This window comes from Pseudomonas sp. NUPR-002, from assembly GCF_056322725.1.
Genome location: NZ_CM150476.1, coordinates 3,215,786 through 3,229,160, shown reverse-complemented (window position 1 = coordinate 3,229,160; position 13,375 = coordinate 3,215,786). Strand labels below are relative to the sequence as shown.

General features: G+C 62.8%; 11 protein-coding genes. 8 read left to right on the top strand and 3 right to left on the bottom strand.

All coding sequences use genetic code 11. The features are described from left to right. Window positions 1–57: 57 nt before the first annotated feature. Window positions 58–1,155, top strand: coding sequence for a thiolase C-terminal domain-containing protein (locus ACVWSC_RS14625; protein WP_476461685.1), 1,098 nt, complete (start codon window positions 58–60; stop codon window positions 1,153–1,155). Between the two features lie 76 nt (window positions 1,156–1,231). After that, window positions 1,232–2,929: an AMP-binding protein gene (locus ACVWSC_RS14620; protein WP_476461684.1), complete on the top strand. Its 1,698-nt coding sequence runs from the start codon at window positions 1,232–1,234 to the stop codon at window positions 2,927–2,929. Between the two features lie 71 nt (window positions 2,930–3,000). On the opposite strand, the gene ACVWSC_RS14615 is transcribed toward ACVWSC_RS14620, so the two are convergent. Continuing rightward, window positions 3,001–4,503: a WS/DGAT/MGAT family O-acyltransferase gene (locus ACVWSC_RS14615; protein WP_476461683.1), complete on the bottom strand. Its 1,503-nt coding sequence runs from the start codon at window positions 4,501–4,503 to the stop codon at window positions 3,001–3,003. 237 nt (window positions 4,504–4,740) lie between these two features. Here ACVWSC_RS14615 and ACVWSC_RS14610 point away from each other — a divergent pair, with 237 nt between their 5' ends. Then, a complete protein-coding gene (locus ACVWSC_RS14610) occupies window positions 4,741–5,925 on the top strand; it encodes an alpha/beta hydrolase family protein (protein ID WP_476461682.1) in 1,185 nt (394 codons plus the stop codon). A gap of 272 nt (window positions 5,926–6,197) precedes the next feature. On the opposite strand, the gene ACVWSC_RS14605 is transcribed toward ACVWSC_RS14610, so the two are convergent. Together ACVWSC_RS14605 and ACVWSC_RS14600 are read right to left on the bottom strand one after the other, a co-directional pair. Beyond that, on the bottom strand, window positions 6,198–7,568 hold the full coding sequence (locus tag ACVWSC_RS14605) for a DUF1329 domain-containing protein (protein ID WP_476461681.1): 1,371 nt from the start codon (window positions 7,566–7,568) through the stop codon (window positions 6,198–6,200). Window positions 7,569–7,593: 25 nt separating this feature from the next. Further along, window positions 7,594–9,501, bottom strand: a complete 1,908-nt coding sequence (locus ACVWSC_RS14600) for a DUF1302 domain-containing protein (RefSeq protein ID WP_476461680.1) — start codon at window positions 9,499–9,501, stop codon at window positions 7,594–7,596. Between the two features lie 280 nt (window positions 9,502–9,781). Here ACVWSC_RS14600 and ACVWSC_RS14595 point away from each other — a divergent pair, with 280 nt between their 5' ends. From ACVWSC_RS14595 to ACVWSC_RS14575, 5 genes are read left to right on the top strand one after another with little or no spacing between them, the layout of a single operon-like run. After that, the gene (locus ACVWSC_RS14595; protein ID WP_476461679.1) at window positions 9,782–10,969 is read left to right on the top strand and encodes a lipid-transfer protein; all 1,188 of its coding nucleotides are present in this window, start codon (window positions 9,782–9,784) and stop codon (window positions 10,967–10,969) included. A gap of 57 nt (window positions 10,970–11,026) precedes the next feature. Next, entirely contained in the window at window positions 11,027–11,467 is a 441-nt protein-coding gene (locus ACVWSC_RS14590) for a MaoC family dehydratase N-terminal domain-containing protein (protein ID WP_476461678.1), read from the top strand. Window positions 11,468–11,477: 10 nt separating this feature from the next. After that, window positions 11,478–11,897 carry a MaoC family dehydratase gene (locus tag ACVWSC_RS14585; protein ID WP_476461677.1) on the top strand — a complete coding sequence of 140 codons (420 nt, stop codon included), beginning with the start codon at window positions 11,478–11,480 and terminating at the stop codon, window positions 11,895–11,897. A 27-nt stretch (window positions 11,898–11,924) separates the two neighbouring features. Continuing rightward, a complete protein-coding gene (locus ACVWSC_RS14580; RefSeq protein ID WP_476461676.1) occupies window positions 11,925–12,752 on the top strand; it encodes an SDR family NAD(P)-dependent oxidoreductase in 828 nt (275 codons plus the stop codon). Between the two features lie 49 nt (window positions 12,753–12,801). After that, the gene (locus ACVWSC_RS14575) at window positions 12,802–13,371 is read left to right on the top strand and encodes a DUF2889 domain-containing protein (protein ID WP_476461675.1); all 570 of its coding nucleotides are present in this window, start codon (window positions 12,802–12,804) and stop codon (window positions 13,369–13,371) included. The last annotated feature ends 4 nt before the right edge of the window (window positions 13,372–13,375 follow it).

Genomic DNA, 13,375 nt, shown 5'->3' with positions numbered 1-13,375 from the left:
CGACCCGCTGCCGCCTTCACTACCTGAAGGCGGCAGTTTCAGTTTCAGGAGAGCACGATGCAACGATGCGTCAATGTGATTGGCGTAGGCATGTCGGCGTTCAGTCCGGCTGTGCTGAGCCGTGAGCCGACCCTCCTGGTCGGTGAAGTGCTTGCGCAGACACTGGCAGACGCTGGCTTATCCGCCACGGATGTAGGCGCCGTCTTCGCCGCTACCGGTCAGATGGACGCTGAGCGGCTGCAGCGTGCTCTCGACCGTGCAGGGCTCGCCGCGCTGCCCTTATCGATTCAGGCCGACAGCTGCGCAGTGCTGTTTCAGGCCGCTGAGGCGGTTGCGCAAGGCCAGTGCGAATGTGCTTTGCTGCTCGGTGTGCAAGACCGGTTACTGCCGTTTGCCGAGCTGGGTGTTAACCTGCCGCTGCTGGCTGCCACGGCACGCGAGTACATGGTGCGCTATCGGGCGCGTGGCGAAACCCTGGCGATGGTCGCGGTCAAGGCACGCCAGCATGCCTCGCTCAATCCGTTGGCCGCTTTCCAGCAGCGGTTGAGCCTTGATGACGTCCTGCAGGCCCCGGTTATTGCCGAACCGCTGACACACCCTCAGCTTGCCTGGGCCAGTACCGGGGTCGCGGCTGTGCTGTTGTGCTCCGACCCGGTGGCTCGCCGCGCAGCTGGCGGGCCGGCGATCAGGGTACTGGCGCAGGCGCGTGTGGCACCGGCGCAGGTGGCGGGCGCCGGCCAGGACCGGCGTTTTGCCGGTAGCGACTACGAGGTCAGCGTTGCTGCCGCCCGCGAGCTGTATGAACGGGCAGGCATGGGGCCACAGGAAGTCAGCGTGTGCGAGCTGCACGACAGCAGTACCATCGGTGAACTGTTGTTGTACGAGGCGCTGGGCCTGTGCCCTGAAGGCGGCGCCGAGAAGATGGTCGAAGATGGCGACAACAGCTATGGCGGTAACCTGGTGGTCAACCCCTCAGGTGGGCTGCTGTCGCTTGGCCAGGCACCGGCGGTAAACGGCCTGGCGCAATGTATCGAGCTGGTCGGCCAGTTGCGGGGAACGCTCGGCCAGCGCCAAGTCGCCGATGCACAGATTGCATTGCAGCATCAGACCGGCACGGATGGTACGGTGATCACCACACTTTATCAGCGCGCCTGAACCACGCGGCACGCATCGCCGCGCACAGAACAATAGCAAAGGGTGGAACACCGCCCCTCCAGACGCAGGATCGGCTATGAACAAGAATAATGAGCACCCTACGCTGTTGCACCGCTTCCTTCACTGGGAGCACAGTACCCCAGACGCGATCTACCTGACCCAGCCACAACTGGACGGTAGCGTGATCGATTACAGCTGGCGCCAGGTGGGCGACGAAGCCCGGCGCATGGCTGCCTATTTGCAGAGCCTTGAGCTGCCGGCAAAGTCCAGCATCGGTATCTTCGGCAAGAACACGGCGCACTGGATCATTGCCGACCTGGCGATCTGGATGGCCGGGCACGTCAGTGTGCCGTTGTACTCCACCGCCAACGCCGACACCGTGCGTTATGTACTGGAACACGCCGAAGTGCGTGTGCTGTTCGTCGGGCGGCTCGACGCTGATGCTGCGGGGTGGAGCAACGTCAGTGCTGCGGTTGGCGCTGATCTGCCGCTGATCGACCTGCCCATGTCTGCCTGCGGCCAGGGCAAGTCCTGGGCGCAGATTGTCGCGACAACAGCGGCGCTCTCTGACGTGGTAATCCCGGCGCCCGACGAGCTGGCGACGATCATCTACACCTCCGGCAGTACCGGCAACCCGAAAGGCGTGATGCTCAGCTTCAATGCCATGTTCCAGGCACCGGCGGTCACCGGTGCGATGTACGCCGGTGGCAAGGGCACTGCCAGCAGCGATCGGCTGTTGTCGTACCTGCCGCTGGCACACACCGCAGAGCGGGCGGTAGTGGAGGCGATCTCGCTGTACAGCGGCTGCCGGGTGTTCTTCAACCTCGGGCTTGAGACCTTCAGCGAAGACCTGCGCCGGGCGCGACCTACGATTTTCCTGTCGATGCCGCGCCTGTGGGGCAAGTTCTACCAGAGCATCAACGAGCGTATTCCGCCGGCGGTCCAGGCGGCCGCGTTGGCCGACCCGGTGCAGGCGCCGGTGATGAAGGCGCAGATTCTCGGCGCCCTGGGCCTGGATCAGGTGCACACCGGTCTGTCCGGCTCGGCGCCACTGCCGGTCAAGGTGATGGAGTGGTATCGCCAACTGGGCCTGGAGTTGCTCGAAGGCTATGGCATGTCAGAGAACTTCGGCACCTCTCACTTCAGCCTGCCGGGGCAGGTGCGCGCCGGGTATGTCGGGGCGGCAGTGGCCGGCGTGCAAAGCCGTATCGGCGACGACAACGAAATCCTGGTGAAAAGCCCGGCGCAGATGCTCGGCTACTACAAGCAGCCGGAACTGACCGCACAGAGCTACACCGCCGATGGACTGTTCCGCACCGGCGACCGTGGTGAGCAGGACGAGCAAGGGCGCCTGCGCATCACCGGTCGGGTCAAGGAGCTGTTCAAGACCGCCAAGGGCAAGTACGTGGCGCCGGTGCCGATCGAAGCGCGGCTGGGCAATCACAGCCGGGTGGAAGCCTCCTGCGTGACGGGGGTTGGGTTGCCGCAGCCCATGGTGTTGGTCAATGTCTTCCCCGACACCCGCACTCTGCTGGGCAGCGCCGAGGGCCGAGACACGGTGAGCACTGAACTGGAGGTGTACCTCGAAGAACTCAATGCGCAATTCGAGCCCCATGAGCAGTTGGCCTGCCTGGTGGTAGTGCGCGAGCCCTGGAGCATTGCCAACGGCCTGCTCACGCCGACCCTGAAGATCCGCCGCAACCTGATCGAGGCGCGTTACCAGGACAAGATCGAAGCCTGGGCCGAGTCCGGCAGCAAAGTGATATTCGAGTAAGCACAGCAACAAGCGCTGAATGCGCCCCGTGTGTCCCGCCAGTTGCAGCGGGGCACACGGGGCGTTTTGCGTTAGGGCTCCTGCTGTTCGATGAGCTTGCGCGCCGCCGCGCGGGTGCTGCTGCGCTTGGCGGTTGGCGCCTTGGCTGATTGCGCGACGAGTGCCTTCATTTCTTCATAGGATTGCTCCAGGCACTCCCCGAGGAAGTCCGGATCTGGCACCACGTTGGGTGAGCTGGTCAGCGAAACGAACATCTTTCCGCAGTAGCTGGTGGGGTTCCAGATCAGTGACAGGCCATCGACCAGGGGGCCGACACCGCACCAATAGACCAGTTTGGCGCCGAGCATGTACAGCGGCACATTGGGGCCGGGAACGTTGGTGACCATGCAGTTGTGCAAAATCAACGGCCCCTTGCCACCAACGCCCATCAGGGTCGCCAGGCGTCCGGCCAGGCCAAGGGTGGCGGGCGGGGCGAATTTCTGCAGGTTGGTCAGGTCCTGGGCTCCGATGGCGCTTTGCAGTGCCTTGGACTCGGAGGTGGCGGCATGCACCGCTTGCAGGCGCTGCAGCGGGTCCTCGATTTCGGTGCACAAGGGAAAGGTCAGCATCGACACGGTGTTACCGCTGGCCGCCGCTTCGCCGCCCTGACGGGTATTCACCGGTGCCAGGGTCACCAGCGACTTGTCTGGCAGTTCGTCCTTGTCTTGCAGGTAGCGGCGCATGGCCCCGCCAATCAGGGCCAGCACCGCATCATTGACCGTCGCCCCGGGCACCAGGTTTTTGATCTGCTTGACCTCGGCCAGGTCCAGGGTCACCGAGTTCCACACCCGCGCCGCTGTTACGTTGCTGTTGAAACGGGTGCGTGGCGCGCCGCCGCTGGCGGTCAGCACCGAGCGGGCGACAGAGCGCATCCCGGCCAGCGCCAGTTTCGGCAGTACCCGGGCCAGTGGCATTGCCATGCGCGCCGAGCCGTAAATGTTGTCGGTGAGCATACGGCTGACGGTGTCCAGCGGGCCCCACAGTGGCCGTTGCGGTGCAGGCGGCTCGGGCACCACCGCTTGTGGTTTGCCCTGGGCGCCGGCGAGATCATGCAGGGCCCAGGTCAGCTCTGCGGCGGCGGTGCCATCCATGGCCGCATGGTGCGACTTGGTGAGGATGGCAAAGCTGCCCTTGGGGATGCCCTCAATGTTGTCCAGGCCCTCGATCACATACATCTCCCACGGCGCCCGGGCCAGGTCCACCGAGCGGGCATGAATGCGCGAGACGAGGATGCAGAACTGTCGCCAGTCACCGGGCTTGGGCAATGCGAAATGGCGCACATGGAAGTCGATGTCGAACAGGTCATCTTCTACCCAGTAGGGGTAGCCCAGGCCGTAGGGCACCTGGACGATTTTGCGGCGGAACACCGGTGACACATCAAGACGCTCGGAAATGTGCCGAACGATATCGCGAAAGCCCAGGGGTTGGCCCTCCACCGTGGAGGGGTCGTATATGTAGATCATGGTGCAATGCGATGCGGCGTGAGGACGATCGACTTTCAGGAACAGAGCATCTTGCCCGCTGAGTTTGCTCATCGTAGAGGGTCTCGCAAGGTAGTGGCTGAAGAGGAACCTGCAGTGAATCCAACAACCGGGTGAGCAAGGCGGCTGGGCCGCTTGCTCGCCAGGTTGCCTATGGTCAACGCGCTCGGGCCTCGGCCGTCCCCCTTTATTCGGGGGGAGAGGCTCAGACAACCTGGCTTTAGCCTGTCATCCATGGCCCCGCTAGCGGGCGGGGCAACGCACGGGTCTTGGTTGAGGGGATGACAGGCAATGAATGAAGATGGCTTGGCGGAAGCGGTGGTGGCAGGGCAGTGCGCTGTTCCCTGGTGGGAACGCTTGCCCGAGGATTTCTGGCTGCACGCCGACGGCACCTGCCTGGATGCCGTGCACCCGCTGAAAATCCGCAGCACGGCGGCGCTGGAACGGGTGATGCGTACGTCGCTGTCGACCACGGTAGCGACTGCGATGTTTGCCTCGCTCAAAGGCAAGGGGCGTATACAGGAGGAATTCGAAGCGCTGCGCTTTTATGAGCCGCTGGCGCGTGCCGGGGATGCCAGCAAGGTGTTCTTGCCGCCGCGCGAAGGTATCGTTGTTGACGCCAGGCCTCTGCTCGGGGATGACATCCGCCGTGTGCAATTGAGCTTCAACAGCCCGTACCAGCCACTGAATCCCTATGCCCGCGAGCAGTTCCAGAGCATGCAGCGCAACAGTGTCGCCCAGGCCCAGCACTGGTGCCACGGCGACCGGCCGCGGCCGACGTTGATGGTGATGCATGGCTTTGCCGCCGACCCGTACTGGTTGAATGCCCATGCCTTGGCACTGACGAGCCTCTACAAACGCGGCTATGACATTTTGCTGTTTACCTATCCCCACCATGGGCGTCGTGCCGAGCAGGGTTCCTGGTTCAGTGGCCAAGGGTTGTTCGGCCGTGGCCTGGTGTCGTTCAACGAAGCGCCCCTGCATGCCATCCACGATCTGCGTGTGTTCATCGACTACCTGCAGCAGCGCGGGGTCGAGCAGATCGGCGTGACCGGTATCTCGCTCGGCGGGTATACCGCCGCGTTGCTGGCCAGTGTCGAGCCGCGCCTGGATTACTGTATCCCCATCGTGCCGGCGGTCAGCCCTATCGATGTGTTCCTGGAGTGGCAGCCCACTGGCGTGCTGCTGTCGATGCTGATGCGTCAGCAAGGCGTGGGGGTGGCACAGATGCGCGGCTTGTTGGCGGTGCACAATCCGCTGACCTACGGCTCGCCGATGGACGGGGAGCGGGTGTTGATCATTGGTGGTGCTGGCGATCGGGTCACCATGCCACGGCATTTGCGCCTGTTGCAGCGGCACTGGCCTGGCAGTGCCTTGCACTGGTTTCCCGGTAATCACATTGTCCATCTGGGGCGCAGTGAGTATTTGCAACGTATGGCTGAGCTGATGGAGCGCTATTCGCCTGTCAGCCCTTGAATGGCACCGGTAGGTGCGGGCTTGCCCCGCGATCTGGCGTGATATAGCAAATCGCGGGGCAAGCCCGCTCCCACCGGTAGGGCAGGATGCAGGAGCCTGCGGTGTCTGCGGTCCATACACCAAAAAAAGGAGGCCGCCGTAAGGGCGGAAGGGGTCAGCCCAGCCACCACCAACGCCAACGCCAACGCCAATCCTGCCCCGGGAAATCCGTGAAGAACCCCAAAAAAAGCGCCCCGCAATGCGGGGCGCTTTTTCATCCAGTGCCAGCGCGCTTAGCGAATGCCAGCGTTACGCAGGGCTGCCGGGGTGAAGTCCGCCATCTTGGTACGGATACCGTATTGCGGCGCGTGTTTTTCCTCGTTACTCATGGTCGCGACGATATAACGCCCGGCAATCAAGTCGTAGAAGCCTTGCGCGGCGGGTGCGTTCAAGCCCTTGCCGTAGTGGTTGTAGGTATGGTTTTCACCCACGCGCCAGAGCTGCCCACGGCCGTCGTAATGGTCCACTTCGGCCAACACCCAGGTGTCTTCGTCGAAGTACATGTCACGTTTGGCATAGATATGCCGCTGGCCGGCTTTCAGCGTCGCCTGTACATGCCATACCCGGTGCAGTTCGTAGCGGGTCAGGTCCTGGTTGATGTGGCCGGGCTTGATGATGTCGGCGTACTTCAGGCTAGGCGACTGCAACTTGTAGCTGTTGTAGGGGATGTACATCTCCTTCTTGCCCATCAGCTTCCACTCGTACCGGTCCGGGGAGCCGTTCATCATGTCGGCGTTGTCGGAGGTGCGCAGGCCGTCGGAGGCGATGCCGGGAGCGTCATAAGCCAGCTGCGGTGCACGCCGAACCCGGCGTTGTCCGGCGTTGTAGGTCCAGGCCTTGCGCGGCTCGGCGATCTGGTCGATGGTCTCATGGGCCATCGACACCGTGCCGGCCAGTCGCGCCGGGGCGTTGATGGTGAAGATGTAGTAATACAGAATGTTCTTCGCCAGTTGCGGGTCTACACCCTCCATGTATTGCGGGAAGCTGTTCTGGTCATGGGTTTCAATGATGGTGTATTCGCCGTTGACCTGTGGCGCAGCCTGCACCGCCGAGCGCTCGACGTTGTCGCCGCGATAGCGGGTGACGTAGTTCCAGTAGACCTCTACACCGCTTTTCGGAATCGGGAACGCGTAGTAACGCGAGTCGGCGACATTGCCCAGGCCGGTACCGTCATTGACCAGCTGGACATTAACGGCGCTCTTTTTCGCTGCCGCGTATATGTTCGCCGGCGCCATGGCGGTGCGGTGGCTTGGATACACCGGGATTTTGTAGGTGTCCGGGTAACGCTTGAACATCGCCAGTTGGCCCGGGGTCAGCTTGTCTTTGTACTGCTCGACGTTGGCGGCAGTGATGGTGAACAAGGGCTTCTCGCTGCTGAACGGATCGCCGAGGAAACCTTTGCTATCCACCGGCGCGGCGTCGGCTTTGAGCCCACCGGTCCAGGCCGGAATGCTGCCGTCGGCGTTGCCTTCTTTCTGCGCGCCCAGCGGTGTCAGGCTGGTGCCCAGTTGAGCCGCTTCCTGTTCGCTGATGGCGGCCATGGCGCTGCTGGCCAGCAGAGAAAGTGCCAGGGTTGCCGAGGTGATGATGGTGCTGGTTTTCATGGATATAGCCTCTGTCTGGTACGACTCAGAAGTTGACGCCGAAGCTCAGTGCGACGTAGTCGCGGTCTGTGCTGGTGTTGAACTGGCCACCAAAGAAGTCCGTGTAGCTCAAGCTGGCGGTGTAGGTGTTGAGGTAGTCGGCGTCGACGCCGAGGCTGACGGCCTTGGCGCCTTCCTCGAAGTTCGGGCCCCAACCGTCGACGTCGTGCGACCAGGCCAGGTTCGGTGACAGGTTGATACCGGCGATTACGTTGCTGTAATCGAGCTTGGCGCGCAGGCGGTAGCCCCAGGAATCGGTGGTGTAGAAGCCGTGGCTGTTGCACTGCTGCTGGGGGTTGGTGGCTGTTGCACAGACTGTGGCGTTCTGGCTGCCGGGGAATTGCCCCGGGCCATACACCGGGCTGCGTCCGAAACGGATGTCGGTGCCATCGGCAGGGCCGAGGCCGTTGATGCGGTTGTAGCCCACTTCACCAATCAGGGTCAGACGGCTGGCGCCCCAGATCTGGTCGACGAAGTGGGTGGCGGTGACTTGCGCCTGCAGCACCGGCATACGCTTGTAGCCGGGCAGGTCGCCGCCCAGCGATTGCGCTACTTCACCCGTGGTAAACAGTGGCGAAGTCTGGGTGCGGAAGTCGGTGTCGGTCGACTGCAGCGCCGCCAGGTTGAGGTCGGCGGTGTTGATCTGCAGCGGCATGTTCGGCCGGTAACTCACTTCACCGCCCACCGACGTTGCTCCCAGGGTGGTCTGGAAACTCAGGCCATACAGGCGGATGTCCTCGGGATAATCGACGAAGTAACGGGCTGCGCGTACGCGGTCGAACTGGCTCTGGATCGCGGCCAGCTGGCGTGCGGCTGGGGGCAGGGCGGCCAACTGGGCGCCGGTGATTGGCGCCACGGTGGTCTGTTTGAAGCTCAGGTAGGGGCTGCGGCTGTGGTAGTTCATGGCATAGAAGCCGAACTCGGTATCGTGCAACTCCGGTACGAACCAGCGCAGGGCCACGCCGAACTGGCCGCTGTCACGCGGATCGTTGTCTTCCAGGCGTGGCATGTAGACATCATCGACCACTGCGCCGCTGAGGATCTGCAAAGCGCTCGCGGTGTTGTTGGCAACCCCCGGCGGCAAGTCCGGGCCGGCGAATACCAGGCGGTCGTTGCAGCCCTGTGGCAGCGGGTCGGAGCCAAAGAAGGTGCCGCAGTTATCGACCACGGTGTTGTCCCACTCAAGCTGGTAGAACGCCTCCAGGTTGAGGTTCTCGCTCAGGCCCTGGGAGATGTAGAACATGTTCACCGGCACCAGGCCTTCTTTGACCTCGGCACCGGGGCGGCGCAGTGCCGCTACGTCGATCGGGTTGATGCTGTTGATCGAGTTGCCGATGAAGGTGCTTTCACCCCAGCTCACCACTTGCTTGCCCAGGCGCACGTTGCCGGACAGATCACCCAACTCATAGTTGTGGTAGACGAAGGCATCGAGGAACTCGGCGCCGGACGACTTGGCCAGGTCGTCGCGACCGCTGTCGTCGATGTCGTAGAACAGGCGGTGTTCGTCTTTGAGTTCGAAGTCGTACCAGTATTTGCCACGGACAAATACGCCACTGTCGCGGTACTTCAACTCAAGGTCATGCACCCCCTTGAAGATCTTCGAGAAGGTTTCGCCTTTCTTGAAGTTCTGCCGGTTGTCATCGGCGGTGCGCGTCGCCGATTCACCGCGCAGCCCCAGGGTGTTGGCGGCGTTGATGAATTCCGGATCGGGACCGCGCACCGCCCAGCTGGCACCAATGGACAGGGACGAGTCGAACTGCCCCTCGATCTCACCGATCTGAAAATCGATGGCATTGGCGGTGGTGCATGTGCCCAGGCTTACCGCCAGGGCCAGCAGGTGAGGGCGCAGTTCAGTGGGCAACAAAGCGGTTGGGCGTTGGCGTTGCGAGCTCATATGTCTTGCGAAGGTCACGTGGTGGTACCCCTGTGATTTTGTTGTTGTTCTGGTGGACCGCAGACAAACGCTACCGCCCCGAGGGTGGGGGCTTCCCCCTCCAGTGGGGGGGGAGGCCTGCCGTCGGTCCCCTGGGGTGCGCGGCACAACCGGCTTGCGCCCCCTCCACCGGGGGGGGCGAGGCGGATCATCGTTACGTGACCATCGATGGGTGGTTTGCTGCGATCGCCGTGAGCACTGGCGAAGTCGCACGCCTTGACAACTGACCTTGGAGAACGTGATGTCGCAGAAAGTATTTGTTGCCGGTGTCGGCATGATCCCCTTTGCCAAACCTGGCCAGAGCGGTACCTACATCGAGATGGGCGCCCAGGCCATTCGCCTGGCGCTGCAAGATGCTGGCCTGGACTACAACAAGGTCCAGCAAGCCTATGCCGGGTACGTTTACGGTGACTCCACCAGCGGCCAGTCGGCACTGTATGAAGTCGGTCTGTCGGGTATCCCGGTGATCAACGTCAACAACAACTGTGGCAGTGGCTCCACCGCGCTGTACCTGGCGCGTCAGGCGGTAGAAAGCGGCGCAGTGGATTGCGCGCTGGCGTTTGGCTTCGAACAAATGCAGCCGGGCGCCTTGAAGTCTCACTGGCTCGACCGCCCGATCACCTATGGCAAAGGCCAGGACGTTGCCAATGCGGTGTTCCCTGAGGGCCGCGACATGCCCGATGCGTTGAAATTCTTCGGCGGTGCCGGTCAGGAACACATGCAGAAGTACGGCACGCGCATGGAAACCTTTGCCGCTATCCGCGCCAAAGCCAGCCGCCACGCAGCCAACAACCCGCTGTCGGTGTTCAAGAAGGTGGTCACTGTCGATGAGGTGATGGCCGACCAGGTGATTTTCCCTGGCGTCATGACCCGCTTGATGGCCTGCCCACCGACCTGCGGCGGCGCGGCGGCGATTGTCGTCTCTGAGCGCTTCGCCAAGAAGCACGGCCTGCGCACCGACGTGAGCATCCTCGCGCAGGCATTGGTCACGGACAAACCGGAAGCCTTCGACCCACCGTCGCTGATCAGCATTGTTGGCGTTGGCATGACCCGTCAGGCCGCCCAGGAAGTCTATGAAAAAGCCGGGGTCGGCCCGGAAGACATCCGCGTCTGCGAGCTGCACGACTGCTTCGCCCATAACGAATTGCTGACCTACGAGGGCCTGGGTTTCTGTCCGGAAGGTGGCGCCGAGAAGTTCGTCATGGATGGCGACAACACCTACGGCGGCCAGGTTGTCGTCAACCCGTCGGGTGGCTTGCTGTCCAAGGGCCATCCGCTGGGCGCAACCGGTCTGGCGCAGTGCTACGAGCTGACCCATCAACTGCGCGGCACTGCCGACAAGCGTCAGGTCGAGGGGCTGCAGCATGCCCTGCAGCACAACCTGGGCCTGGGCGGTGCGGGCATCGTGACCCTGTTCGGGCGCGGCTGACCAGCAGGCGCGCTGGTTTCTGGCGCGCTTTTTCATTGACCCAGAGGAATTGATGACATGGCAGACAAGTCTCTGATCGGCCGCAGCCTGGGCGTGACCACCTGCGAGGTGGAGAAGGGCCGTTTGCGCTTCTTCGCCAAGGCCATCGGTGAAACCGATCCGGTCTACACCGACGAAGCCGCTGCCAAGGCTGCCGGTTACCCGTCACTGCCCGTGCCGCCGAGTTTTCTGATGTGCCTGGAAGCCGAAGGGCGAGACACCGACCACATTGTCGAAGCAGTGTTTGGCTTCGACCTGGGGCGCATTCTGCATGCCGAACAGGGTTTCGAGTATCACGCCATGGCCTTTGCCGGTGATGTGCTGACCTTCGATACCCAAGTCGCCGATGTGTACGAAAAGAAGGGTGGAGCGTTGACCTTTGTCGTGCAGTGCACCCGTGTCAGCAACCAGGACGGCCGGCACATTGCCGATATCCGTTCTTCACTCGTGCAACGCTGAGGAGGCTGCCATGAATGCTGTGCAAACCCGCGACGTGCAAGTGGGCGACGACCTGCCGCCGCTGCAGCTCCCTGCGGTCAGCCGTACCACCCTGGCGCTGTACGCCGGGGCCTCGGGTGATCACAACCAGGTGCATATCGACCTGGACTTCGCCCGCAAGGCACGTCAGCCCGATGTGTTCGCCCACGGCATGCTCTCGGTGGCTTATCTGGGCCGACTGCTCACCGCCTGGGTGGCGCAGCCGCAGATTCGCAGCCTGTCGGTGCGTTTTACCGGTATTACCCAACTGGGCCACATCCCCACCTGCACTGCCCGAGTGCTGGAGAAATTCGAAGCCGACGGCGAGACCCGTGTGCGTCTGGCCATTCGCTGCGCCAACCAGTACGGCGAAGACAAACTGCTGGGCGAAGCCGTGGTGGCCCTCGCCTGACCCCCAACAACAATAAGGAACATTCTGATGAAAAAACTCGAAGGCAAAGTCGCCCTGGTAACCGGCTCGGGCCGTGGCATCGGGCGTAGCGTCGCATTGAAACTGGCCAGTGATGGCGCCCGCGTAGTGGTCAACGACCTCGACGCTGGCCCGGCCGAGGAAGTGGTTGCCGAAATCCGCGCTGCCGGTGGCGACGCGGTAGCTTGCGTGGGCAGCGTCACGGCTGTCGATTTCGCCGACCGCTTTGTCAAGACCGCAGTAGACGCCTACGGCGGCATCGACATCATCGTCAACAACGCTGGCTACACCTGGGACAACGTGATCCAGAAGATGAGCGATGAGCAGTGGTACGCCATTATCGACTGCCACATCACTGCACCGTTCCGCATCTTGCGCGCCGCCCAGCCAATCATCAGTGCCATGGCCAAACAGGAAGCCGCCGAAGGGCGTGTGGTCAACCGCAAAGTGGTCAACATCGCTTCGGTGTCGGCTGGCGGCAACCCTGGCCAGGTCAACTACTCCACGGCCAAAGCCGGGGTGCTGGGAATGACCAAGTGCCTGGCCAAGGAATGGGGACGCATGAAGGTCAACGTCAATGCCGTTGCCTTCGGCCATATCGAAACCCGCCAGACCCAACCGGTGGAAGGCGACCCGAACTACATCAACATCGAAGGCCGTGAGATCAAGGTTGGCATCAGCCCGGCGATCGTCGAGCAGTCCAAGAGCATGATTCCGTTGGGTCGTCCCGGTAACACCGAGGAAGCGGCAGGTGCGGTTTACCTGTTCTGCATTCCGGAGTCGGACTACGTCAGCGGCCAGGTACTGGTGTGCGGCGGTGGCATCGGTAACGTCTGACAACCGTGGCGGGGCGCCTGGGCGCTCCGCCATCCTGGAGTGCACGCCAATGACCCTGTCCACCAGACGCCGCTTGCTGCACACCCGCCAAGTGATGTGCACCGGCTTCGAGCGCGAGGACGGCCTGTTCGACATCGAGGGCCGTTTGCTTGACACCAAGGGCGTAGCCACCGAATTTGCCTACGGGACTATTCCCGCCAATGGCGTCTTGCACTACATGCGCATCGTCATGACCCTTGACCAGGACATGGTGATCCGCCAGTTCCAGGCCATCTCGGAGCAGGCGCCGACCCCTGTGTGTGCCCAGATCAACCGTGCCTATGGTGCGTTGGTGGGTCTGCGCATCGGCCCAGGCTTCAAGCAACGCGTGGCCGAACGGGTAGGCGGTATAAAGGGCTGTACGCACCTCACTGAACTGCTGGGGCCGATGGCGACCACCGCCATTCAAACCCTGGCGCCGGTCATGCAAAAGCGTTTGCGCCAACGTGCCGCTGCCGATCCCGACTTCCAGATGCCTCAGCACTGGGTGATCGGCACCTGTCATGCCTATCACCCTGAGGGGGACGCCGCGCGCCGTGTCGGCCAGTGGCGTGCGGGTGGTGATTCTTCGAAAGACTGAAGCG